This is a genomic window from Curtobacterium sp. SP.BCp, assembly GCF_051903255.1.
Lineage (GTDB): Bacteria > Actinomycetota > Actinomycetes > Actinomycetales > Microbacteriaceae > Curtobacterium.
The window spans coordinates 467,216-488,879 of record NZ_CP194338.1 but is presented as its reverse complement, the minus strand read 5'-3'; the positions used below and the strand labels follow the sequence as shown (position 1 = coordinate 488,879).

The following is a 21,664-nucleotide window of genomic DNA, read 5'->3' as shown; positions in this document are numbered from 1 at the left end:
TCATCTGCAGGACCGACGCAGGTCATCCCGCAGTGCGATGTGACATGCCGGCGGCCTCGGCAGCATGGAAGCGAACCTCGACGGAAAGGGCTCCCATGCACTCCTTGATCACGAAGGTCCTCGCACTGGGCGCTGTCACGGCAGGGGCCCTCGGCCTCAGCGGCTGCGCGCAGTTCTCCGACGCCGCGCACGGCGAGGCGAGGTCGCACGCAGACGGTCGTGCGGATGTCCGGGACGCTCCGAGCTGGCTCCCGGCGGACGCGACCGACATCTCGACCGTCGTCGGGACGAAGAGCTCCGACCCGGCAACGGCGCCGAAGAGCATGCTCTTCACCACGGAGGACGGCGTCACCGCCGATCGCTGTGAGCAGGTACCCCGCATGTCCGCTCCGTCGCTCACCTTCGACGAGGCTCCGGATCCCTACGCCGCACAGGAGGTCACGAAGTGCGGCGCGTGGTCGATGACCTCGAGGGGCACCCGCTGGCTCGCGTGGACGCCCAACACGGAGGACGGGAAGTGACCTCGTCACGACACCGTGACGGGGTCCGTCGCCGGTCATCCGGTCGGTCGCCGCTGTCGCTGCGCGACGACCGTGCCACGCTCGGCGTCGCGGCGCTGTCCACCGGGCTCGGCACGCTCGTCGTCACGGGCTCGGCCGCCGCCGAACGCGTCGTCGAACTCGGCGAGCGCACCGGCCAGTCCGCCACCGTCGCGATGATCCTGCCCGTGGTCGCGTGGGTCTTCGTCGGGATCGCGCTGTACGTCAGCGCCGTCGTCGCCTCGAACACGTGCGCGACCGTCATCGCGGGCCGGACCAGGAGCCTCGCCCTGCAGCGCGTGCTCGGGGCGACGGGTGCGCAGCTGCGGAGCCAGATCACGCGCTCGGGCCTCGTCGCCGGGGTCGTCGGCTCGGTCGTCGGAGCCGTGCTCGGCGTCGTGGTCGCGAACGGTGCGCTGGCACTCGCCGCCGTCGCTACGGTCCTGCCGGGGGTCGGCCTGCTCCTGCCGGTCGCCGTCGTCCCGGTGACCGTCCTGGTCGCCGCGATCACCACGGCCGCGTACCGGCTCGGATCCCGTGCGGTGCTGACGATCCCACCGCTGCGTGCCCTCGACGCCGCCGCCGAGGAGAGCGTGCCCGAGGGCTCGGGCGCACGATCGCGCTGGCTCGTCGCCTCGGCGCTCTTCGTGGTCGGTGCTGCGGGGATCGGAGCCGCGATCGTGCTCGGTGCGACGAGTGTGAGTGCGCTGCTCCTCGCCGTCGCGGCCGGAGCCGTGTCCTTCACCGGAGTGGTCATCGCCACCCCCGTGCTCGTGCCCGCGACGATCCGACTCGTCGCGGCCGGCGCCTCCCGGAGCGTCATCGGGGCGATGGCCGCGCGGAACTCACTGCGGTCCCCCCGTCGGACGGCCCGGGCGACCGTCGGGCTCCTCATCGCGGTGACCCTGATGGTGACCTTCGCGGTCGGCTTCGGGACCTACGCGCGGATGCTCCAGCAGCAGTCCGCGGCCGACCCGGTGTACTACCGCGACATCGAGGAGCAGTTCGACCAGCTCGCGGTGCTGTTCGCGAGCCTGACCGGTGCCGCGGGCGTCATCGCCGCCGCCGGGGTGGTCGTCGTGACCGCGCTCACGATCGCCCAGCGCACGCGGGAGCTCGGGTTGCTGCGGGTCATCGGGACGTCGCGGCGACAGGTCCGGGCGCTCGTGCTGACCGAGACGGCCATGACCATCGCCGTCGCCGTCCTGCTCGGCGTGCTGCTCGGCACCGCGTACGGCTGGTCCGGTGCGTACACGCTCCTCGGGGCGACCCCGGAGGCGCAGCTGATCACCCCGGTCGTCCCCGCGTGGGTGATCGTGACCGTGGTCGCCGGCGCGGTGGTCACCGGGCTCGCCGCCGCCGTCGGCCCGGCCGCCCGCGCGGTGCGGAGTGCACCGGTCGCCGCGCTGCGGTACGAGTGAGCGTGCTCAGCGTGACACCGGCCGCGCGCTGTCGGGTCAGGCGTCGTCCTCGAGGGTCCGCGCGCGCAACACCTCGGACTCGCGCCACAGCAGTGACGATCGCGAGCGCTAGGAGAACGGGGCGTCGGTGCGGGGCGCGGTGTGCATCCCGTCCGCGAACCACACCGCAGCGATGACGGCGAGGATGCTGACGCTCGATGCCAGCCGGCCCGCGACGAGCATCGCTGCGTGGTCGTGTGCCGCGCCGGACACCCCGACGACGAGCGCCGCGATGCCGACCGCGAGCGCGAGTCCGGTGGCGATGAGCAGCACCGCGCTCACGACCCGCCGGGGGCCGCGTCGTCCGTCACGGTCGCCACGCTCGCCCCGGTCCACCCGAGGCCCGACGGCACGGACGACGCCGACCCAGAAGAGCGCGATCGCCGAGGCACCCACGATGTCGCTCACCCGGTGCCAGCCGTAGACGACGGTCTGGTTCGCGACGAAGACGGCGTACGCGGCGCCGACGAGGGTGACGACGGGCCGGAAGCGCCTCGGCGTGACCATCAGCACGCCGAACAGTGCGGCCAGGGCGATCGTCGCGTGCCCCGACGGGAACGAGTTCGGCGTCGTCGACTGGGCGATCTCCGGGCGCACGGCGATATGTTTGACGAGCGTCGAGGTCGCTGCCGACGCGAGCACGACGACACCGGCTCCGAGCCCCACCGCCAGGCGTCGCCGGGCGAACGCGACGGCGACCATCACGACGACGAGCAACAGGATCACCGGCACCGAGATCACGTTGAGTGCCGTGTCCGACCCGAACAGGTCGGACTCCCGGACGCCGCCGAGTGCGGCGTCCTCCGCCCGCTGACCGAGCGGCGTCAGGACGGCGACCGCGTACACGAGAGGCACGATCACGAACCCGAGAACCGCGAGCAGCGCCCACCGTCCCCGCCGCGAGACGACTGGGCCTGGCACAGGTGTTCGCGTCACCGGTCTGGTCCTCCTCGGGGTGCTGCTGGCAGGGGTCGTCGTCCGGCTCGTCGGCCGCTTCCGCGGGCGTCCAGCGGACGGGGGCGGGCAGGCCGTCCGATTCGGTCGGTCGGGGTCCGACACGATACCGTTGACGAGCAGGTCGAACGCTGGGAACGCGGCGGAACGACGGCCTGCTGGCAACGCGCTGGCGTACTCGTCGCCCGCCGTGTACGAGGAGGAAACCGAAGTGGCAGTCAAGGAACCGGGCATCACCGCTTCTCCGAACCGGGGCCTGGCCCTGACCGTCGGCGCGATCCTGGCGCTCTGGGGCATCCTGGGCTTCTTCTTCGCTGGTGAGGGTGGCCACGCCTTCTTCGGCAACGACGGCGGCTACCTCTGGGGCGTGTTCCTCGTGAACCCCGCGCTGTGCCTCGTCTGGACGCTCCTCGCCGCCGCGATGCTCATCGGTGGCCTCGGCACCACCATCGGGTCGCGCAACCTGAACCTCGTCGCGGGCGTCGTGCTGCTCGTGCTCGCGCTCTACGGCTTCCTGTTCATGAACACCTCGGCCAACGTGTTCGCGCTGAACACGGTCGACAACGGCTTCAACGCGATCGTCGGCTTCGTGCTGCTCGTCACGGCACTCGCTGCCGACCGCGAGAACCTCCGCGCGCTCCGCGCCGACCGCGACAACCTCGACGCGCTGCGTGCCGAGGCCACCCACGGCTGACGCTCCGCACTCCTGACGCCCCGCCGACCCTCGAGGTCGGCGGGGCGTCGTCGTCCGGGGCGCGTTCGGTCCCGTCGAACCATGCACACGACATCGAACCGACAACCGTGCTCGGTGCGATGTCGCGTTCATGGTTCGCCCCCGACGCACACGTGCGTGCCGGCGCCGCCCGCGGGCGCCCACGGGCGCGCGCCGTCAGCCGTCAGCCGTCGGCCGGCTTCGGCGCCTCGAGCTCGGTCGCGACCACGCGCGGCGCCTCGGACATGAAGCGCCGCACGTCGAGGTCCACGATGATGTCCTGCGGACGCAGGGGTCTGGTCAGGTACAGCCCCTCGAGGGAGGTCAGCCGCGACAGCGCGACGTACGTCTGGCCGGCGCTGAACACCCGGTTCCCGAGGTCCACCACGGCGCGGTCGTAGGTGCTGCCCTGCGACTTGTGGATCGTCACCGCCCAGGCCAGCCGGAGCGGGAACTGCTGGAACTCCCCCACGGTGTCCTTCTTGAGCTCCTTCTTGTCCGGGTCGTAGGAGTACTTGAACTTCTCCCACACGGACGGCTGGACCTCGAAGGACTCCCCGTCGACGTCGACCCACACGGTGTCACGGATGGTCGTCACGACACCGAGGGTCCCGTTCACCCAGCGCTGGTCGGGGTCGTTGCGGAGGAACATCACGTGGGCCCCGGGCTTCAGCTCGAGGGCCTCGTCCGCGGGGAAGTTCCGCCCACCGAAGTCGCCGTTGACGTCGGCCCGCGCGGTCTTCACCTTCCCGGGCAGTCGATCGAGCGCCGCCTTGTTGATCCGCGCCACGGTGTCGTTCCGCGTCGCGAGGGTGATCGCGTCGTCGGGCGCCGGCCGCGCCCCCGCGGTGTTGAGCTGTCCGGCGATGTCCGCGGTCACCCGCCCGTGCCGCACGGCGGTCAGCATGGCGGCGAAGGCGTCGTCGCGCTGCCGGTGCACGGTCGCGAGCTCGACGATGTGGAGCTCGGCCTCGAGCCAGACCTTCGCGTCGAAGAACCACATCGAGCGGTAGTGGTCGGTGAAGTACGCGCGCTCGTCCCCGTCGCCCGGCACCGGCGGGAGCTGGTACGGGTCGCCGAACATGACGACCTGCACACCGCCGAACGCCTCGAACTGCCGACCGCGCGCCTTCCGGAGCGAGCGGTCCATCGCGTCGAGGAGGTCGGCGTTCACCATCGAGACCTCGTCGATCACGAGGGTGTCGATGGTGTTGAGGAGTTTGCGGGTGTCCGGCCCCTGCCGGAGCTCGGCGTCGGCGATGAGCCCGATCGGGAGCCGGAACAGCGAGTGGATCGTCTGCCCCCCGACGTTCAGCGCAGCGACACCGGTCGGCGCGCAGATCACGACCTGCTTCTCGGTGTGCCAGGACAGGTGGTTCAGCAGCGTCGACTTGCCGGTCCCTGCGCGGCCGGTGATGAACACGTGGTCGCGCGTGTGCTCGATGTAGTCGAAGACCGCGCGCTGTTCGGCGCTGAGCTCGACGGTCACGGCGCGTCCGCCCCGTGGTCGCTGCTCGGCCGGGAGGCACGGGTCGCCCTCGCCTCCGCACCCGCCTCGTCGGCGTGGCCGGCCCGGGCGGCCTCGCCGTCATCGCTCACGTCGTCGAAGTCGTCCTCGGGGTCTGCGACGCGGCTCGACGTCGAACTTCGGTCCCGACGTCGAACCACGCGATCGCCCGGCGCGACGTCGGCTCCGAGGTTCGACCCGGCCGCCCCGCCGTGCACGATCGACGGGACCGACGCCCCGACCTCGGCGTCCGTCGCGGGCCGGTCCCGCCGCAGCCGGACGAGCACCACCACGACGACGAGCACCACGACCGCGACCCCGGACGCCACGAGCAGCGTGCCGGCACGCGCCTGGTCCGCGTACGGGTCGGGCCCCCACGTCCGGCCCATCGCCCCGAACCAGGACGCCTGCAGGAGCCCGAGCGGCCCCTGCACCGCGATGCCGAGCGAGACGAGACCCGCTGCGACCACGACCGCACCGATGATCCGCACGACGGCGGCCGACATCGACGCGCGCCGTGCACCGGCTGCGACGGGGGTCAGCAGGCCGGGCAGTGCGAGCAGCCCGACGAGCAGGAACACCACGTCGATCACGGTGCGACCGGTGGAGTCGCTCACCGACCACCGCAGGGCCTGCGTCGCGGCGTACGCCCACCACACGGCGGCGAGGAGCAGGAACGCCGGGAACGGCTGGACGAGGTAGCGCACGACGGCGTTGTCGACGAGGAGGTCGGTCCACTCGCGGACGCCGGTGCTGCCGTCGCGTCGCTGGTGCACCGCCGCCCGGATCAGCTGCACGGGCGCGGCCGCCCAGGCGAGCGCCGGGACGACGAGTCCGAGCAGCACGTGGGCGCCGACGTTCGCGGAGACGAGGAAGCGGTCGTAGGTGTGGAGCGAGCCCGAGGTCGCGACCACGAGGCACACGACGGCGATGCCCGCGGCGACCGAGCGCCGGACGGGCCAGGGTTCCCCGCGACGACGCAGCCGCACGACCCCGGCTGCGTACGTCGCGGCGAGCAGGACGGCCGCCATGAGCCAGAAGAGGTCGATGTTCCACGCGGTCAGCCAGCCCCACGACCCCGGAGCGTGCGGAAGCGGGTCGTCCGTGAGGAGCTCGGCCGGTGTCGGGTCCGTCGTCTTGCTCAGCGCGATCTGGTCCGTCGGGGTCGCGGTCCGTCCGAGTGCCGCGGCGAACCCCGACGCGACGCCCATCACCGCGAGCTCGGTGACGATGAGCACCCAGAAGGTCCGGCCGCTGCCCGGGCGTTCGGTGAGCGATCGGATGGCCCGGCGGCGCTGCACCGCTCCGAGGACACCCATCGCGACGATCGCGCCGACCTTCACGAGCACGAGGACGCCGTACGGCGTCGCGAGGTTCGAGAACGCGCCGACGCGGATCTGCGCGGACGCGACCCCGGACACCGCCACGAGCACGAAGCACCCGAGCGCGATGCTCGAGTAGCGGCCGATGACGAGCGGGAGCCGCTCGCCACCGAGGACCGGCCGGACGAGGACGACCATCACGAGCCCGCCGACCCACAGCGCAGCGCCGACGAGGTGCAGCCCGAGCGCGGTGACCGCGGCGTCGTGGCTCGCGGTGCCGGCGGCGTGCCCCTGCTGCGCGAGCGGGACGAGGCCGATCATCGCGACCCCGGCGGTCAGGGCGACCATGCCCCGCGCCCGCACGGCGAAGCAGAGCACGGTGACCGACGCCGCGACGAGGACGGTCACGAGCCACGCGAGCCCGAGGTCCGTGCCGGTGAGGAACACCCCCATCGACTGCCCGAACTGCTCGTCGAGCGAGACCTGCGACCCGGCGACGCTGAGGAACGTGAAGAACGTCGTGACGACGCTCGACACGGTCCAGAGTCCGGCGGCAGCGGCGGCGACGTCGATCGCGCGGTCCCACTCCGGCGCGGTGCGCGAGAAGCCGACGGTCGCGAGGGCGAGCCCACCGATCGTCGCTGCTGCGGAGAGGTCGACCACGACCCGGGCGATCGGCAGCCCGAAGCGCACGACGGCACCCGGGTCGGCGATGAGCGCGGGGTTCGCTCCGCCACCGATCACCAGCGCGACCAGCAGCGAGAAGAACGCGGCGAGCAGCAGCACGGCGGGGCCGATGGTGCGCGCGATCCGGTTCACCCGTCAAGCCTAGGCGTTGCCCACCCGGCCACAGAATCCGCCGGGGCGACCTGTGGGTGGTGATCCGCGCCTCCAGGCCGGTGGAGGGTGGACAGCCACCCGGACATGCGAAAGGGACGGCCGCAGCCGTCCCTCCCACCAGCAGAACCGTCCTACTTGACAGCAGCCTTCAGCTTCGAGCCGGCGCTGACCTTGACCGAGTCGCTCGCGGCGATCTCGATGGCCTCACCCGTCTGCGGGTTGCGGCCGGTGCGGGCTGCGCGGTGGGTCTTCTCGAAGGCGATCCAGCCGGGGATCGTGACCTTGGTGCCGTCGGCAACCGAGCTCGAGACGACGCTGAACAGCGCGTCGACGACGCCGTTCACGGTGGCCTGGCTCTGGCCGGACTCCTGCGCGACGGCAGCGACGAGCTCGGTACGGTTCAGGGACTTGTCAGCCATTGGATGTCCTCCTCGGACTTCTTCGGTATCGGTCGGGCCATCAGGCGCGATGCCCGTGGAACCGGGGTCGAACCTACCAGCCACCCAGGGCGTTTCCGGCCGACTCGCCCGGATTTCCGGGCCTGTCGCGGGTCTGGCGGGGCAGATGTGACGGATGTGACGGTCCGTGTACCCCGCTCACAGCCCCTACCGAGCGAACACCGGTGCCCCGCCGACGGAGCACGAACGCCCCGCCGAGGGAACACGAACGCCCCGCCACCAACAGGTGACGGGGCGTTCGACGGGAAGCGGATGCTTACCAGGAGCTCTTCGTGATGCCGGGGAGCTCGCCACGGTGGGCCATGTCGCGGAAGCGGACACGGCTGATGCCGTACTCACCGAGGTGGCCACGGGGGCGACCGTCGATGGCGTCGCGGTTGCGGTAGCGCACCGGCGACGCGTCGCGCGGGAGCTTCTGCAGGCCGACGCGGGCGGCCTCACGCGACTCGTCGGTGCCGTTCGGGTCCACGAGGGCCTTCTTCAGCTCGAGGCGACGCTCGGCGTAGCGCGCGATGACCTCGGCGCGCTGGTTGTTCTTCGCGATCTTGCTCTTCTTCGCCATGCTTAGCGCTCCTCACGGAAGTCGACGTGCTTGCGGACCACCGGGTCGTACTTCTTGAGCACGAGACGGTCGGGGTTGTTCCGACGGTTCTTCTTGGTCACGTACGTGAACCCGGTCCCCGCCGTGGAGCGGAGCTTGATGATCGGACGGATGTCCTGACCCTTTTTCGCCATCAGATCTTCTCCCCACGGGCGAGGAGATCCTTGACGACGGACTCGATGCCGCGTGCGTCGATCACCTTGATGCCCTTTGCGCTGAGCGTGAGCGTGACGTTACGACGAAGCGAGGGCACGTAGTACGTCTTCTTCTGCACGTTCGGGTCGAAGCGGCGCTTCGTCCGGCGGTGCGAGTGCGAGATGTTGTGACCGAAGCCGGGGGTGGCGCCGGTCACCTGGCACACTGCTGCCATGGTTTCCTCCTGAGTACCGTGCGGTCGGACGACCGCACCCAAGGTCACTTGCCTGGTGCGCACGCGCTGGTCCGGGGACCGGCGAGGGGGTTGTGCGCACCGCCCAGGCCCGATGACCCTGTCGAAGGGCCGGCGGACACCGCGCGACCGCGGCATTCGCGACGGTCGGAGGGCTTGGAACGAGCTGTTCTCCGCGCGGGCGCGGAGGACCAGGGGTATACGTTACGCGAGCGTCGGGCGTGTCGCAAGCCGGAGCGGGTGGGTCGGGATCGGCCTGGAGGCACGGTGCGGGTCCGGCGCGCAGGCTGCGGCCCGCCGCGCGTCGGGGCGCTTGGTCGCACGACGTGCCGCTCACGTTCCGCCCGAGCGACACTTCCTGCGACCACCGCAGGACGCAGGCGGCATGTCGAGCGCCCAAGACCCGACACCAACACCGACACCGCGCGCGCCGCCGCCCCCGCGCCCTACGGCCCGTCGGTCGGCTTCGGCGCGAGCGCCTGCACCATGAGCTCGCCGAGCTCCCGCGGCGCCGTGAACATCGGCCAGTGCCCCGTGTCGAGTCCCACGATCGTGAGCTCCTCCGTCGCCACGAGCTCGGCCGCCCACGCCTGGTGGTCGTTCACCATCTGCGCCAGGTCGGCCGCCGGGATCTCGCACGAGATCACCGTCGCGGGGATCGCGTGCCGCGCCGGGTCGCTGTAGTGGAAGGGGTCGGAGGGCACCGACGCCGGCTCGGGGATCGCGACGCGCTCGAACCGAGCGCGCACCTCGTCGGTCATGCCGCGGAGGGTCGAGGCCTCCCAGACGTCCCACGACGGCAGCGGCACGACCCCGTCGACCACGGGCAGCTCGTCGTTGACGCAGCCACCTCCCGGGCCGGGGAACGTGTCGACGTAGAGCAGGTGCGCCACGAGCGACGGCCGCTGGTCCGCAGCCATGTAGGCGATCGGCCCGGCGCCGGAGTGCCCCGCGAGCACGACCGGCTCGTCAGCCGTCGCGACCTCGTCGAGCACCGCGACGAGCGACGCCACCTGTTCGTCGAGCGAGTCGCCCGTGCGGGTCACGGCCTGCACCGAGTGGCCGGCCTCGACCAGCACCGGAGCGACGTCGTCCCACGCACTCGCGTCGAGCCAGAACCCGGGCACCAGGATCACGTGCATGCCGCGCAGGCTACGCCTCAGAACGCGCCGCGGTGCACGCCGCGCACTCGCCGAAGATGTCCACGACGTGGCTCGCGTTTGTGAACCCGTGCTGCGCGGCCACCTCCTGCGCCCACCGCTCGACCGGGTCTGCCTCGATCTCGACGGTCCGCCCGCAGTTCCGGCAGATGAGGTGGTGGTGGTGCTTGTCCGTCGTGCACGCGCGGTACAGCGACTCGCCGTCCTGCTGCAGCGAGTCAGCGTCCCCATCGGACGCCAGGTCGGCCAACGCCCGGTAGACGGTCGCGAGGCCGATCGTGGAGCCACCCTCACGGAGGTGCTGGTGGAGCGCCTGCGCGCTCACGAACCCCTCGGTCGAGTCGAGCGCGCCGCGGACGGCCTCACGCTGCCAGGTGTTCCGCTTGGGCTTCTGCACGGCGTTCACGCGCTGACTCCGATCCTCGCTGCTGCTCCGGCACCTGACCGGAGGCCCGGATCACCTCCGCCGGTCCGCTCGCGTCGTGCGACGCGGTCGCGTCCGCGCTTGTCCTTCCGCGCTCCGACGATCCGGCACACCACCCAGATCGCGAACGAGATGGTCGTCACGTAGGGGCTGATCGGCAGGCCTCCGCCGAGGGCGAGCAGGATGCCACCGACGACGCTCGTCACGGCGAACACCGTCGACAGGACGGGCACGACGACCGGGTGCGAGCTCAGACGGAGCGCGGCGGCGGCCGGGGTGACGAGCAGGGAGAGCACGAGCAGCGCCCCGACGATCTGCACCGACACCGCGGTGGCGAGGCCGAGCGCGAGCATGAACACGATCGCGAGCGTCCGCACCGGGACCCCGGCCGCGGCCGCCACGTCCGGGTCCACGGAGGAGAACATCAGCGGGCGCCAGATCACCAGCAGCGTGGCGACGACGATGGCCGCGATGACGATCAGGAACGTCAGCTGGGGGTTGTCGACCGAGACGATCTGGCCCGTGAGCAGGCCGAACTTGTTCGCCGCGCGACCCTTGTAGAGCGCGAGGCAGAGGATGCCGAGCCCGAGGCCGAACGGCATGAGCACCGCGATGATCGAGTTGCGCTCCCGCGCCCGGGACCCGAGCACGCCGATGAGCAGCGCCGCGATCACCGACCCGACGAGCGATCCGGTGACGACGTTCACCCCGAGGAGCAGCGACGCCGAGGCACCGGCGAACGAGAGCTCCGAGATGCCGTGCACCGCGAACGGCATGTTCCGGGCGACGACGAAGGGACCGATGAGTCCGCCGACGATGCCGAGCACCGCGCCCGCCCAGATCGAGTTCTGCACGAGCACGAGGAGCTCGCCGTAGTCCTGGAAGGAGAAGACCTGCGACCACACGTCCATCAGATCCGCCCCTCGTCCGTCGTCGCCGCGTGCGGGTCCGGGTCGCAGTGGTGGTCGTGCGCGGCCTCGTTCGCGCCGACGATCACGATGCGGCCCATGGTGCGCACGACGTCGACGGGTGTGCCGTACAGGTCGCTCAGCACGTCGGTGCGGAGGACCTCGTCGGGGGCACCGATCCGGAAGCGGCCGCCGGCGATGTAGAGCACCCGGTCGACGACGTCGAGGATCGGGTTGACGTCGTGCGTGACGAACAGCACCGCGGCGCCCTGCTGTCGGCGCTGGCGGTCGATGAGCTCGGTCACGCCGCGCTGGTGCCGGAGATCGAGCGAGATGAGCGGCTCGTCGCAGAGCAGGAGCGCGGGGTCGGCCGCGATCGCCTGCCCGACGCGGGTGCGCTGCTGCTCGCCACCGGACAGCTCGGCGACCGGGGCGTCCGCGAACGCCGTCGCGCCGACCTCGTCGAGGATCCGGTCGACCCGGGCACGGTCGGCACGGGACGCCGGACGGACGCCCCACCGGTGCCCCGTGACGCCCTGCGCGACCATGTCCCGGGCGCGGAGCGGCGTCCCCGCCTCCATCAGCCGCTGCTGCGGGATGTAGCCGATGCGACGGTGACCGCGGCGGACGGGCTGGCCGAGGAACGTCATGCTGCCGCTCGTCAGCGCCTGTTGGCCGAGGACGGTCCGGAGCAGCGAGGTCTTGCCGGCGCCGTTCGGTCCGAGGACCGCGACGAACTCCCCCGGCGCGACGTCGAGGTCGAGGCCGTCCCAGAGCTTCCGCGAGCCGTAGGAGAGCCCGGCGTCGCGGAGCGTGAGCACGGCGGAACCGCCGCTGCGTGGTGCAGCGGCGGTCCGTTCGGGGGCCTGGACGGTCACTTCGCCAGCGCCGCCTTCACCGCGTCGATGTTCGCCTGCTGCCACGAGACGTAATCATCCCCCTTCGGGAGGGTCTCCGTGACACCGACCACCGGGACACCGGCCTTCTCGGCGGCCTGCTTGACCTGCTCGGTCTCCGCGCTCGACGTCTGGTCGTTGTAGGCGAGGAGCTTCACGGTCTTCTGGCTGAACAGCTTGAGCGTGTCGTTGAGGGCGGCCGGCGGAACGTCGTCGCCCTCCTCGATCGCCTCGGAGAACTTCTCCGGGGTGACGTTGTCGAGGCCGATCGCGTCGAAGAGGTAGCCCGGGACCGGCTCGGTGTACGCGACCTTCTCACCGTCGTACTGCGTCTTGAGCGACGCGGTCTGCGACTCGAGTTGGTCGAGCTTGCCGGTGAGGGTCTTCGCGTTGGCCTCGAACGTGCTCTTGCCCGAGCTGTCGAGGTCGCCCAGGCGGGTGGCGACGTCGTCCACCAGCTTCACCATCGTCGGGTAGTCGTAGAACACGTGCTCGTTGAACTCGGCGTCGCCGCCCTTGTCGAGCCCGGAGAGCTTCACCACGTTGATCGTGTCGGCCTTCGTGTTCGAGGCGTCTGCGAGGGTGGTCATGAAGTCGTCGTAGCCACCGCCGTTCTCGATGAGGAGGTCGGCCTTCGACACCGCGAGCTGCGTCTTCGCGCTCGACTCGAACGAGTGCGGGTCCTGCGAGGGGTCGTCCAGGATGCTCGTCACCGACACGTCGTCGCCACCGACGGCCTGGACGAGCGAGCCGTACACGTTGGTCGACGCGACCACCCGGATGGTGCCGTCCGAGCTCCCGTCACCGGAGGCCGAGCTGGTCGCGCAGCCCGACAGGGCGAGCGCGGCTGCGCCGGCGATGAGCGGGAGGGCGAGGAGACGCTGCTGCATGTCGTCGACGCTACTGCTTCTTGATAACGGTTGTCAAAATCAGTCGCGTGAGCAAACGGTCAGACAACGGGCTGGAGGCGCGGTGCCGGCTGGCATCGCGCCTCCAGTCCGTCGGTCGGTCGCGTCGCGGAGCGACCGAGCTACGCCTTGGTGGCCGCGTCGATCGTGTTCTCGGCGATCGTGTCCTCCTCGCGGCCGGGCGTGCGGAGGTTCCACTTCTTGATCACGAACGAGAACAGGAAGTAGTAGACGACCGCGTAGCCGAGGCCGATCGGGATGAGCCAGATCGCGCCGTCCGCCTTGCCGAAGTTCAGCACGTAGTCGATCGCCCCGGCCGAGAACGAGAAGCCGTCCCTGATGCCGAGCGCGTTGACGAGGGCGAGCGAGGTGCCCGTGAGGAACGCGTGGATGACGTAGAGCGGGAACGCCACGAACATGAACGAGTACTCGAGGGGCTCGGTGATGCCGGTCACGAACGAGGTGAGCGCGGCGGAGATCATGATGCCGCCGACGAGCTTCCGGTTCTGCGGCTTCGCGTTCCGCCAGATGGCGAGCGCACCGGCCGGGAGGGCGAACATCATGATCGGGAAGAAGCCGGTCTGGAAGATGCCGGCCGTCGGGTCACCCGCGAGGAACCGGGCGATGTCACCGTGGTAGGTCACGCCACCGGTGGTGAAGCTGCCGAGCTGGAACCAGGGGAAGAAGTTGAGGAGCTGGTGCAGCCCGATCGGGATGAGCATGCGGTTCACGAACCCGAAGATGCCGCCGCCCAGGACGGCGTTGTCGGCGACGGCCTGGCCGGCCGCGGTGAGGGCGATGTCGAAGTAGCGGTAGACGAAGGACATCAAGACCGCGATCACGAGACCGGCGACCGCGGTGAGGATCGGGACCAGGCGGCGGCCGGAGAAGAAGCCGAGGAAGTCGGGCATCTTCGTGCGGTGGAACCGCTGCCACAGGATCGCCGACACGAGTCCCATCACGATGCCGCCGAGGACGCCGAAGTTGATCGTCGCCTGGTCGCCGTTCGCGTCCTTCACCCCCGCGAGCACGATCGGCGACATCGCCGCGAAGACCTGGTACATGACCATGTAGCCGACGACCGCGGCGAGCGCCGTGGTGCCGTCGGACTTCTTCGCCCAGCCGATCGCGATGCCGACCGCGAAGAGCAGCGGCAACCAGGTGAACACGCCGTTGCCGGCGGCCGCGATGATCGTCGCACCCTGCTGGAAGCCGGGGATCGCGCCGAGCATGTCCGACTGACCGAGCCGGAGCAGGATGCCCGCGGCGGGCATGACCGCGATCGGCAGGAGCAGGCTCCGCCCGAGGCGCTGCGCGTTGGCGAAGAGCTTCGACTGCTTCTTCGGGGTCTTCTTCTCCGGCACGTCCGTGGCGGTGGTGGCGCTCATCGGAGTTCCTCTCGTCGTTGGGTGGAGCTGCGGGGTGGTGGAGCTACGGCTGGTGGAGCTGTGGGCGGGTTGAGTCGCACGGTCGGGCGCAGGTACGCTCGGAGCGACACCTGGCCGGTCCTGTCCGGTCATGACCAGTTTCGTAGTCTGAACCGAGACCGGTTCCGTGTCAACCTGGGACGGAACGCCTCAACGAAGGAGGAAACGATGGCCGACATCAAGGCAGCCGACATCATCGCCGCGCTCGGCGGAGCCGACAACATCGACGAGGTCGAGGGCTGCATCACGCGCCTCCGAGTCGAGGTCGAGGACGGCGACCTCGTGGACAAGGCCGCCCTCCAGGCAGCCGGAGCCCAGGCCGTCGTCGGCGGAGGCACCGGCTGGCAGGTCATCGTCGGCCCGATCGCGGACAACCTCGCGCAGGACATCCAGGACGAACTGTGACGACGGCGGTCCGCACCCCGTTCGGCGGGCCGGTCGTCGCACTGGCGGACGTGCCCGACCCGGTGTTCGCGGGGCAGCTCGTGGGCGCGGGCGTCGCCGTCGACCCGACGGGCGTCGAGGGCCCGGTCACCGCGGTGGCCCCGGTCGACGGCACGATCGTGAAGCTGCACCCGCACGCGTTCGCACTGCAGGGCGCCTCCGGCACGGACGTCCTCGTGCACGTCGGCATCGACACCGTGAAGCTCTCGGGCGAGGGCTTCGAGCTCCTCGCGGCCGAGGGCGACACGGTCGCGGCGGGTGACCCGGTCGTCCGGTTCACCCCGTCGGTGATCTCCGCCGCCGGCTACTCGCCGATCTGCCCCGTCGTCGTGCTCGGCTCCGCGCCGGACTCGGTACCGCAGGGCGCCGTCGGCACCACGGTCCGCGAGGGCGACGCGCTCTTCGAGGCGTAGGTCGCGGTACAGCTCCGACGAACACGCGAAAGCGACAGTCTGCCCCGCCGTCCGGGCGGAAGACTGTCGCCTTCGCGGGCACGATGCGACCGGCGCGGCTACGCGACCGCCTGCGGCGCCGTCGCGGTGACCTCCATCTGCACGCGGTAGCGGTCCGACCGGTACCACGAGCGACTGTGCTCGACAGGGCGGTCCCCCGAGTACGACACCCGGTCGAACTCGAGCACGGGGGCGCCCGTCTTCGTGCCGAGCAGCGTCGCCACGTCGTCGGCCGCCGGCTTCGCCGCCACGGTCTGCTGCGCCCGGTCGATCGGCGTCCGGTACTCGGTCGCCGCGAGGGAGTAGACGGACCCGGACAGGTCGTGGTCGAGCAGCCCGGGGAACGCGGACGCCGAGAGCCAGGCGTCGTCGATCGACACCGGTGCCCCGTCCGCCATCCGCAGGCGCTTGAGGTGGTACGCGGTCTCGTCCTCGGCGAGCCGGAGCGCGGCGACGGTGTCCGTCGGCGGCACGCGCTCCTCACGGACGAGGACGACCGTGGTCGGGACGTGCCCGAGCGCCCGCATCTCCTCCGTGAAGGACGCGAGGTGCAGCGTCGACTGCACGGGCCGGTGGGCGACGAACGTGCCCTTGCCGCGGACGCGCTCGAGGTAACCCTCGTTGACGAGCTGGCCGAGGGCCTCGCGCACGGTGATCCGCGAGACGCCGTACTCCTGGATGAGCTGCCGCTCGGACGGGATCGCCGCGCCGGGAGCGAGCCGCGCGGTCGCGAGGTCGAGCAGGATGCGCCGCAGCTGCTGGTGCTTGGGTTCGGCACCCTCGGTGATGCGGGTCGTCATCGCTCGGTCTGCTCCGTTGCTGTCCTGGTGGTACGAGGGGTGGTCATGCGCGGACATGACCAGTTCCCATCACAGTAGCGAGTCCACATCGGAACGCCAACGCCCGTGACATGATGACGGCCGTGACCTCGGTGGTGATCGTCGACGACGAGACGCTCGTGCGCTACGGCTTCGAACTCATCCTCGGGGCGGCGCCGGACATCGACGTCGTCGCCACCGCCAACGACGTCGACGCGGTCCGGGTGGTCACCGAGCACCGCCCGGACGTCGTCCTGCTCGACGTGCGGATGCCGCACGTGAACGGTCTCGACGTCCTGCGGGAGGTGCACGCCCTGCCCGAGCCTCCGGCCGTCGCGATGCTCACGACGTTCGACGCCGAGGAGTACATCGGGCGCGCCATGGAGCTCGGCGCTGCCGGGTTCCTGCTCAAGGACACCGACCCCGAGGCCCTCGCCGAGTACGTCCGCGTCCTCGCCCGCGGCGGTGTGGTCCTCGCACCCGGGGTCGACCGCCGCCGGCTCTTCGCGACGAGGAGCCCCGTCGCGGTCCCGCCGCTGAGCGACCGCGAGCGCCAGGTGCTCCGGTGCATCGCCGACGGCGCGAGCAACCCGGACATCGGGCGACGGCTCGGGGTGAGCACCGGCACGGTCAAGGAGGACGTCCGCGCACTCCTGGTGGCGTTCGGCGTCCCGACGCGGGTGCAGCTCGCACTGCGCGCAGCCGAGGCGGGACTGCTGGATGGCTGAGCACCGGGACCGGTCGCGGCTGGTGCAGGCCCTCCGCGACACGGACGGGAGGCTCGACCGCCTCGTCGACGTCGGCCTGCGATGGGCGCGCACCCACCGGGCACCCTGGTGGGTGGTCGACGTCCTGTTCGTCGTGGCCGCCGTCGCGGACGCCGTGCTCGACATCTCCGGCGCGACCTCCGTCGAGACCGGGCTGTCGCTCCTCGCCGCCGCGGCGCTGCTCCTGCGTCGTCGGCTGCCGGTCCTCGCGTTCGCGCTCACCATGCCGGGGCTGTTCGTCGGGTCGGCCGTGGTCGCTGCGAGCATCGCCCTCTTCACGCTCGGGGAGCGCACGGACCGACGCTGGCTCATGCTCGTCGCCGCGGCCGTGCAGTTCGTCGGCTTCAGCGGCTTCGTCGGCCCGCCGCAGAGCCTCGACGAGCTCGTCGTGTCGATCCTCTACGCCGTGATCTTCGCGCTCGGGCCGCTGGCGATCGGCTTGCTCGTCCGGACCCGCGCGCGGCTGACCGAGCAGCTCGCCGAGGTCCGGCTCGCCCGTGAGGAGGAACGACGGCAGGCGGCCGAGGTCGCGCTGTCCCGCGAGCGCGCCCTCCTCGCGCGCGAGATGCACGACGTCGTCTCGCACCAGGTGACGCTCATCGCGGTGCAGGCCGGGGCCGTCCAGGTCGCGGGACGGGACGAGGCCGAGCGGGGGTTCGCCCGGACGATCCGGCAGCTCTGCGTCGTGACGCTGCAGGAACTCCGCGAGATGGTGCAGGTGCTGCGCGCCTCGGGCGGGACCGCGCGGGAGATCGCCCCGCAGCCGGTGCTCGCCGACCTCCCGCGGCTCATCGCCGACAGTGGCCTCGAGATCACCGCGACCGTCGACCTGCCGGAGACGCTCGGACAGCCCGTGCAGCGCGCGGTGTACCGGTTCGTGCAGGAGGGGCTGACGAACGTCCGGAAGCACGCACCCGACGCCGCCGTGCGGGTGAGTGCCCGGATGCACGACGGCGTGGTCCTCGTCGACCTCGTGAACGGCCCCGCGCGTGCCGAACGGCTCGAACTGCCCGGCTCGGGGCTCGGCCTCATCGGACTCGGCGAACGCGCGTCGCTGCTCGGCGGGTCGCTCGAGGCCGGCCCGCAGCCCGGCGACGGGTACGCGCTGCACCTCCGCATCCCCGCCGACCACACACCGTCGGGCGGATGAGGTCCGGATGGCCGATCGGCCACCCGAGGATCACGCCCCGGAGCGATGTGCCGGCACCCCGTCCGCCGCTTCGATGAGAACGTGGCACTCCCTCCCGTCCTCTCCCGGCTCCGCTCGTTCCCGGTGACCGTCGTCGTCGCGGTCGTCGCGACGGCACTGATCGTCTCAGCGCGGATGATGCACTCCGAGCCGGACTTCCCGCACCACCCGCCGGTGGCGTGCCTCGCCCTCGTCGCCGTGGTCCTCGCGACGCTCGTCGCCGAACGCCGGCTCGGCTCGGTCCGGACGGTCCTCGTCGGGGTCGCCGCACCCCTGCTCGCCGCCGGCATCACGCTCGCCGTCGTGAGCCTCGGATCGGCACTCGGTGAGGCGCATGCGGAGGCCGCGGTCGGGCAGCCCCTCACCGCGCCGTCCACGGTCGCGGTGGCGCTGCTCGGCGCGGCGTCCGCCACGATGCCGACGCAGTCGCGGTGGCGCGTCCGCGCGGTCCTCTGGACCGTCGTGCTCACGCTCGTGCTGTTCGCTGGCCACGGGTCGGACCTGGCCCGTGCCCTGGCGACCCTCCTCGGGACCGCAGCCGGCGTGCTCGTCGCGCCCCGTGCCTCCCGGCCGGTGGAGCGCACCGGACGCGCGGTGCCGCCACCGCGGACGCTCGTCGTCGCGACCCTGAGCGCCTTCGGCGCCGGCACGCTGGTGACCCTCGTCGTCCCGCAGGCCGACGGCGTCCTGTCGCCGTTCGCGGACGCGATGAGCGACCGGTCGGTCGCCGCCGTGGGCGTCCTCCTGCTGATCGCGGCCTGGCTCGTCCAGCACGGCCGGCGACTCGGCGTGACGATCGCCGTCGGCGTCCTCGTGACGCTGACCGCGGTGCTCGCCGATGCGTTCCTCATCGAGCCGATGCAGGAGGGCGGCGTGCAGTGGCAGGGGCTGGGCCTCGACGCCCTCGAGTGGCAGGTCACGCTCCTCGGCGCGTGGCTGGTGCCCGCCACGGTCGTCGTCGTGGTGCTCGGGCTGCACGGCCGCCTCGTCCGCGCACGCTTCCGCGCCGTCGACGGGTCGCAGGCCGCGCTCGTCGAGATGCTCCGCGACGGGGACGCCGGCAGCCTCGGGCACATGGGCACCTGGCACGGCAACGCCACCTGGGTGCACCCGGACGGCCTCGGCGCGGTCGCGTACCGCGTGCACGGCGACGTCGCGCTGACCGTCTCGGACCCGGTGTGCGCCGCTGCGGACCGCGCCGAGGTGCTCGGTGCCTTCGCGGCGGCCTGCGAGCGCAACGGCTGGGTGCCCGCGTTCACGAGCGTGCACGAACCCGTGCGGGAGATCCTCGCGGCCGACGGCTGGACGTCCGTGCCGGTCGGGGTCGAGGCCGTGCTCGACGTCACCGCGTTCAGCCTGAGCGGCAAGAAGCGCCAGGACCTCCGGACCGCCTCGAACCGCGCGGACCGCGAAGGCGTGCGGGACGAGTGGACGACGTTCGCCGCGCTGTCGCCCGAGCACCGCAGCGAGGTCGAGGCGATCTGCACCCGGTGGGCGGCCGACCGACGGCTGCCGGAGATGGGCTTCACGCTCGGCGGACTCCGGGAGCTCGACGACCCGGACGTGCGGCTCATGCTCGCGATCGACGCCGAGGACCGCGTGGTCGGGGTCACGAGCTGGCTCCCCGTGCACGAGCGCGGTGCCCTCACCGGGTGGACGCTCGACGTGATGCGCCGCGGCGAGGAGGGGATGCCCGGCGTGATGGAGTTCCTCATCGCCCGGACCGCCCTCCGTGCACGCGACGCCGGCCTCACCACGATCAGCCTGTCCGGGACGCCGCTCGCCGTGCACCCGGGCGCCGGAGTCCTGGTCACCCGGGGTTCCGCCGTGCTCGCCCGTGTCCTCGAGCCGGTGTACGGCTTCCGGTCGCTCCAGCGCTTCAAGGAGAAGTTCGGTGCCCGGCACGAGCCGCTCTGGCTCGTGGTCCCGACGCCGCTGCACGTGCCGCGGGTCGCCCGTGCGCTCGCCACGGCGTACGTGCCGGGGCTGCGGCCGAAGCACCTGTGGGCGCTCCGTCAGGCGCACCGGCGGTCGCACGCTCCGGAGCAGCAGCCGGCCACGACGCCGCCCGCTGCCGCCGGTCGCTCGTGACCGTCACCGAGTGGCTCCTCGCCACCCAGCTGCAGGCGCCGTCGAAGCTCGTCCCGATCGACCTCGCCTTCGTCGTCGTCGCCCTGCTCGTCCTGCTCCCCGCGGTCCGGCGACGGGCGGCGGCCTGGCACTCCCGCGCCGCGTGGCGTGGTGTCGGGCTGCGGGCGGGGATCGCGGCTGCCGCGGCGGTGGTCGTGCTGCTCGCCTGCTGGGTGACGAGCGACGTGCTGAACCTGTTCGGCGTGGCGCTCAGCCCCGTGACGCGGATGTGGTGCGCGCTCGCCGCAGCGGCACTCGCGCTCGCGGTCACGGCCCTGGTGCAGGGCGGGCGCTGGCGTCGGGCCGTCGCGGTCGTCCTCGTGCCCGCCGCACTCCTCGTGCCGGCGCTCGGGGTGAACGTCGAGTTCGCCAAGTACCCGACGCTCGGCACGGTCGTCCAGAGCGACCCGTACCCGGCGTTCGACCCGGACGCGGCCCCCGCCGCCACGATGCCGGCCGTCGGCGAGGTCCGCACGGTGACGATCCCCGGACGCCGGTCGCACTTCGACGCCCGGCCCGCGATCGTGTACCTCCCGCCGGCCGCCCTCGTCCGTGACCCCCGCCCGCTGCCCGTCGTCCTCGCCTTCGCCGGTCAACCCGGTGCGCCGAGCGACATGTTCACCGCCGGGCAGATGGGCACCGTGCTCGACGCCTACGCCCGGGCCCACCACGGTCGTGCGCCGATCGTGCTCTCCGTCGACCAGCTCTCCGCGCCCGGTCGGAACACGATGTGCGTCGACTCCCGACTCGGGGACGTCGACACCTACGTCACCCGGGACGTCCCGGCGTGGGCGGAGTCACACCTGCCGGTGACGCCGGACCGGTCGCACTGGGGGCTCGTCGGCTTCTCGCAGGGAGCGACCTGCGCGGTGCAGTTCCTCACCGGGCACCCGTCCGACTTCGCGGCGGCGCTGGCGATCTCGAGCGAGCTCCAGCCGATCGACCAGTCGCCGCAGCACAGCGCGGACCAGGCGTTCGGCGGGTCCGTCGCGCGGTGGAGGGCCGCTGCACCCCGGGCGCTGATGGCCGACCACGCGCCCTACCGCGGGCACGACCTCTGGCTCACGGCGGGGTCGAGCGACCGGGAGTTCACCGAGAACGCTCGGCTGCTCGGTGCCGCCGCAGCGCGCGCCGGCATCCGGACGCGGTTCATGCCCGCGCCGAAGAGCGGCCACGACTGGAACACCGTGCAGTGGTCGTTGCGTTCGCAGCTGCCGCAGCTCTGCGACGCGCTCGCCGACTGACCGTCGACCTGGCGTGCCCCCGAGCAGGAACGGCAGCGGCATCGAACCACGGAACCGACGTCGAACCGACCGCCGCGCCTGGTTCGCAGTCGGACCCGTGGTTCGACGGCGCAGCC

Annotated in this window: 23 protein-coding genes; 9 read left to right on the top strand and 14 right to left on the bottom strand. The window is 71.9% G+C overall.

The window, feature by feature from the left end:
* Nucleotides 1-95 precede the first annotated feature (95 nt).
* Complete coding sequence (locus tag ACRQ4C_RS02585; RefSeq protein WP_439690017.1) at nt 96-521, top strand: hypothetical protein; 426 nt, start codon at nt 96-98, stop codon at nt 519-521.
* Nucleotides 518-1,960: an FtsX-like permease family protein gene (locus tag ACRQ4C_RS02580; protein ID WP_439690015.1), complete on the top strand. Its 1,443-nt coding sequence runs from the start codon at nt 518-520 to the stop codon at nt 1,958-1,960. The genes ACRQ4C_RS02585 and ACRQ4C_RS02580 overlap by 4 nt, the downstream gene beginning before the upstream one ends.
* Nucleotides 1,961-2,068: 108 nt before the next feature.
* Here the strand turns inward: ACRQ4C_RS02580 and ACRQ4C_RS02575 are convergent, their stop codons facing one another.
* Nucleotides 2,069-2,854 carry a phosphatase PAP2 family protein gene (locus ACRQ4C_RS02575; RefSeq protein WP_290132970.1) on the bottom strand — a complete coding sequence of 262 codons (786 nt, stop codon included), beginning with the start codon at nt 2,852-2,854 and terminating at the stop codon, nt 2,069-2,071.
* A gap of 310 nt (nt 2,855-3,164) precedes the next feature.
* Between ACRQ4C_RS02575 and ACRQ4C_RS02570 the strand changes: the two genes are divergently transcribed.
* Complete coding sequence (locus ACRQ4C_RS02570; RefSeq protein ID WP_439690013.1) at nt 3,165-3,647, top strand: DUF4383 domain-containing protein; 483 nt, start codon at nt 3,165-3,167, stop codon at nt 3,645-3,647.
* A gap of 202 nt (nt 3,648-3,849) precedes the next feature.
* Here ACRQ4C_RS02570 and ACRQ4C_RS02565 read toward each other — a convergent pair whose 3' ends face one another.
* The 12 genes from ACRQ4C_RS02565 to ACRQ4C_RS02510 form a co-directional block, all read right to left on the bottom strand.
* Nucleotides 3,850-5,154, bottom strand: a complete 1,305-nt coding sequence (locus ACRQ4C_RS02565; RefSeq protein WP_290132972.1) for an ATP-dependent DNA helicase — start codon at nt 5,152-5,154, stop codon at nt 3,850-3,852.
* Nucleotides 5,151-7,313 (bottom strand): cytochrome c oxidase assembly protein, encoded by a 2,163-nt coding sequence (locus ACRQ4C_RS02560; RefSeq protein WP_439690011.1) that lies wholly within the window; start codon nt 7,311-7,313, stop codon nt 5,151-5,153. The genes ACRQ4C_RS02565 and ACRQ4C_RS02560 overlap by 4 nt, the downstream gene beginning before the upstream one ends.
* 152 nt (nt 7,314-7,465) lie before the next feature.
* Entirely contained in the window at nt 7,466-7,753 is a 288-nt protein-coding gene (locus tag ACRQ4C_RS02555; RefSeq protein ID WP_022903744.1) for an HU family DNA-binding protein, read from the bottom strand.
* Nucleotides 7,754-8,048: 295 nt separating this feature from the next.
* Nucleotides 8,049-8,354, bottom strand: a complete 306-nt coding sequence (rpsN, locus tag ACRQ4C_RS02550; protein WP_022903745.1) for a 30S ribosomal protein S14 — start codon at nt 8,352-8,354, stop codon at nt 8,049-8,051.
* 2 nt (nt 8,355-8,356) lie between these two features.
* Nucleotides 8,357-8,527: a 50S ribosomal protein L33 gene (gene rpmG / locus ACRQ4C_RS02545; protein WP_022903746.1), complete on the bottom strand. Its 171-nt coding sequence runs from the start codon at nt 8,525-8,527 to the stop codon at nt 8,357-8,359.
* Nucleotides 8,527-8,763: a 50S ribosomal protein L28 gene (gene rpmB, locus ACRQ4C_RS02540; protein ID WP_022903747.1), complete on the bottom strand. Its 237-nt coding sequence runs from the start codon at nt 8,761-8,763 to the stop codon at nt 8,527-8,529. Before rpmB ends, rpmG begins: the two co-directional genes overlap by 1 nt.
* A 464-nt stretch (nt 8,764-9,227) precedes the next feature.
* Nucleotides 9,228-9,923 (bottom strand): alpha/beta fold hydrolase, encoded by a 696-nt coding sequence (locus tag ACRQ4C_RS02535; RefSeq protein ID WP_439690007.1) that lies wholly within the window; start codon nt 9,921-9,923, stop codon nt 9,228-9,230.
* A 10-nt stretch (nt 9,924-9,933) separates the two neighbouring features.
* Nucleotides 9,934-10,347 carry a Fur family transcriptional regulator gene (locus ACRQ4C_RS02530; protein ID WP_439690006.1) on the bottom strand — a complete coding sequence of 138 codons (414 nt, stop codon included), beginning with the start codon at nt 10,345-10,347 and terminating at the stop codon, nt 9,934-9,936.
* Nucleotides 10,344-11,276, bottom strand: a complete 933-nt coding sequence (locus ACRQ4C_RS02525; RefSeq protein WP_439690004.1) for a metal ABC transporter permease — start codon at nt 11,274-11,276, stop codon at nt 10,344-10,346. Before ACRQ4C_RS02525 ends, ACRQ4C_RS02530 begins: the two co-directional genes overlap by 4 nt.
* Nucleotides 11,276-12,151 (bottom strand): metal ABC transporter ATP-binding protein, encoded by an 876-nt coding sequence (locus ACRQ4C_RS02520; RefSeq protein ID WP_439690002.1) that lies wholly within the window; start codon nt 12,149-12,151, stop codon nt 11,276-11,278. Before ACRQ4C_RS02520 ends, ACRQ4C_RS02525 begins: the two co-directional genes overlap by 1 nt.
* A complete protein-coding gene (locus ACRQ4C_RS02515; RefSeq protein WP_439690000.1) occupies nt 12,148-13,059 on the bottom strand; it encodes a metal ABC transporter solute-binding protein, Zn/Mn family in 912 nt (303 codons plus the stop codon). The genes ACRQ4C_RS02520 and ACRQ4C_RS02515 overlap by 4 nt, the downstream gene beginning before the upstream one ends.
* A gap of 140 nt (nt 13,060-13,199) precedes the next feature.
* On the bottom strand, nt 13,200-14,465 hold the full coding sequence (locus ACRQ4C_RS02510) for a PTS transporter subunit EIIC (protein ID WP_412879530.1): 1,266 nt from the start codon (nt 14,463-14,465) through the stop codon (nt 13,200-13,202).
* A 174-nt stretch (nt 14,466-14,639) separates the two neighbouring features.
* Here ACRQ4C_RS02510 and ACRQ4C_RS02505 point away from each other — a divergent pair, with 174 nt between their 5' ends.
* Together ACRQ4C_RS02505 and ACRQ4C_RS02500 are read left to right on the top strand one after the other, a co-directional pair.
* Nucleotides 14,640-14,909, top strand: a complete 270-nt coding sequence (locus ACRQ4C_RS02505) for a glucose PTS transporter subunit EIIB (RefSeq protein WP_439690935.1) — start codon at nt 14,640-14,642, stop codon at nt 14,907-14,909.
* Nucleotides 14,906-15,361 (top strand): PTS sugar transporter subunit IIA, encoded by a 456-nt coding sequence (locus ACRQ4C_RS02500; protein ID WP_439689998.1) that lies wholly within the window; start codon nt 14,906-14,908, stop codon nt 15,359-15,361. Before ACRQ4C_RS02505 ends, ACRQ4C_RS02500 begins: the two co-directional genes overlap by 4 nt.
* Nucleotides 15,362-15,459: 98 nt before the next feature.
* Here the strand turns inward: ACRQ4C_RS02500 and ACRQ4C_RS02495 are convergent, their stop codons facing one another.
* The gene (locus ACRQ4C_RS02495) at nt 15,460-16,257 is read right to left on the bottom strand and encodes a GntR family transcriptional regulator (RefSeq protein WP_290132981.1); all 798 of its coding nucleotides are present in this window, start codon (nt 16,255-16,257) and stop codon (nt 15,460-15,462) included.
* Nucleotides 16,258-16,313: 56 nt separating this feature from the next.
* Between ACRQ4C_RS02495 and ACRQ4C_RS02490 the strand changes: the two genes are divergently transcribed.
* From ACRQ4C_RS02490 to ACRQ4C_RS02475, 4 genes are all read left to right on the top strand, one after another.
* Complete coding sequence (locus tag ACRQ4C_RS02490; RefSeq protein WP_439690934.1) at nt 16,314-16,946, top strand: response regulator; 633 nt, start codon at nt 16,314-16,316, stop codon at nt 16,944-16,946.
* The gene (locus tag ACRQ4C_RS02485) at nt 16,939-18,135 is read left to right on the top strand and encodes a histidine kinase (RefSeq protein WP_439689995.1); all 1,197 of its coding nucleotides are present in this window, start codon (nt 16,939-16,941) and stop codon (nt 18,133-18,135) included. The genes ACRQ4C_RS02490 and ACRQ4C_RS02485 overlap by 8 nt, the downstream gene beginning before the upstream one ends.
* Nucleotides 18,136-18,216: 81 nt before the next feature.
* Nucleotides 18,217-20,265 carry a bifunctional lysylphosphatidylglycerol flippase/synthetase MprF gene (locus ACRQ4C_RS02480; RefSeq protein WP_439689994.1) on the top strand — a complete coding sequence of 683 codons (2,049 nt, stop codon included), beginning with the start codon at nt 18,217-18,219 and terminating at the stop codon, nt 20,263-20,265.
* Nucleotides 20,262-21,548 (top strand): alpha/beta hydrolase, encoded by a 1,287-nt coding sequence (locus tag ACRQ4C_RS02475; RefSeq protein WP_439689992.1) that lies wholly within the window; start codon nt 20,262-20,264, stop codon nt 21,546-21,548. Before ACRQ4C_RS02480 ends, ACRQ4C_RS02475 begins: the two co-directional genes overlap by 4 nt.
* Nucleotides 21,549-21,664: the final 116 nt, after the last annotated feature.

Coding starts and splice junctions, on each gene's coding strand:
- rpmB (WP_022903747.1), bottom strand. CDS start 8,763: ATGGCAGCAGTGTGCCAGGTGACCGGCGCCACCCCCGGCTTCGGTCAC.
- ACRQ4C_RS02485 (WP_439689995.1), top strand. CDS start 16,939: ATGGCTGAGCACCGGGACCGGTCGCGGCTGGTGCAGGCCCTCCGCGAC.
- ACRQ4C_RS02535 (WP_439690007.1), bottom strand. CDS start 9,923: ATGCACGTGATCCTGGTGCCCGGGTTCTGGCTCGACGCGAGTGCGTGG.
- ACRQ4C_RS02510 (WP_412879530.1), bottom strand. CDS start 14,465: ATGAGCGCCACCACCGCCACGGACGTGCCGGAGAAGAAGACCCCGAAG.
- rpmG (WP_022903746.1), bottom strand. CDS start 8,527: ATGGCGAAAAAGGGTCAGGACATCCGTCCGATCATCAAGCTCCGCTCC.
- ACRQ4C_RS02585 (WP_439690017.1), top strand. CDS start 96: ATGCACTCCTTGATCACGAAGGTCCTCGCACTGGGCGCTGTCACGGCA.
- ACRQ4C_RS02490 (WP_439690934.1), top strand. CDS start 16,314: ATGACGGCCGTGACCTCGGTGGTGATCGTCGACGACGAGACGCTCGTG.
- rpsN (WP_022903745.1), bottom strand. CDS start 8,354: ATGGCGAAGAAGAGCAAGATCGCGAAGAACAACCAGCGCGCCGAGGTC.
- ACRQ4C_RS02515 (WP_439690000.1), bottom strand. CDS start 13,059: ATGCAGCAGCGTCTCCTCGCCCTCCCGCTCATCGCCGGCGCAGCCGCG.
- ACRQ4C_RS02525 (WP_439690004.1), bottom strand. CDS start 11,276: ATGGACGTGTGGTCGCAGGTCTTCTCCTTCCAGGACTACGGCGAGCTC.
- ACRQ4C_RS02495 (WP_290132981.1), bottom strand. CDS start 16,257: ATGTCCGCGCATGACCACCCCTCGTACCACCAGGACAGCAACGGAGCA.
- ACRQ4C_RS02555 (WP_022903744.1), bottom strand. CDS start 7,753: ATGGCTGACAAGTCCCTGAACCGTACCGAGCTCGTCGCTGCCGTCGCG.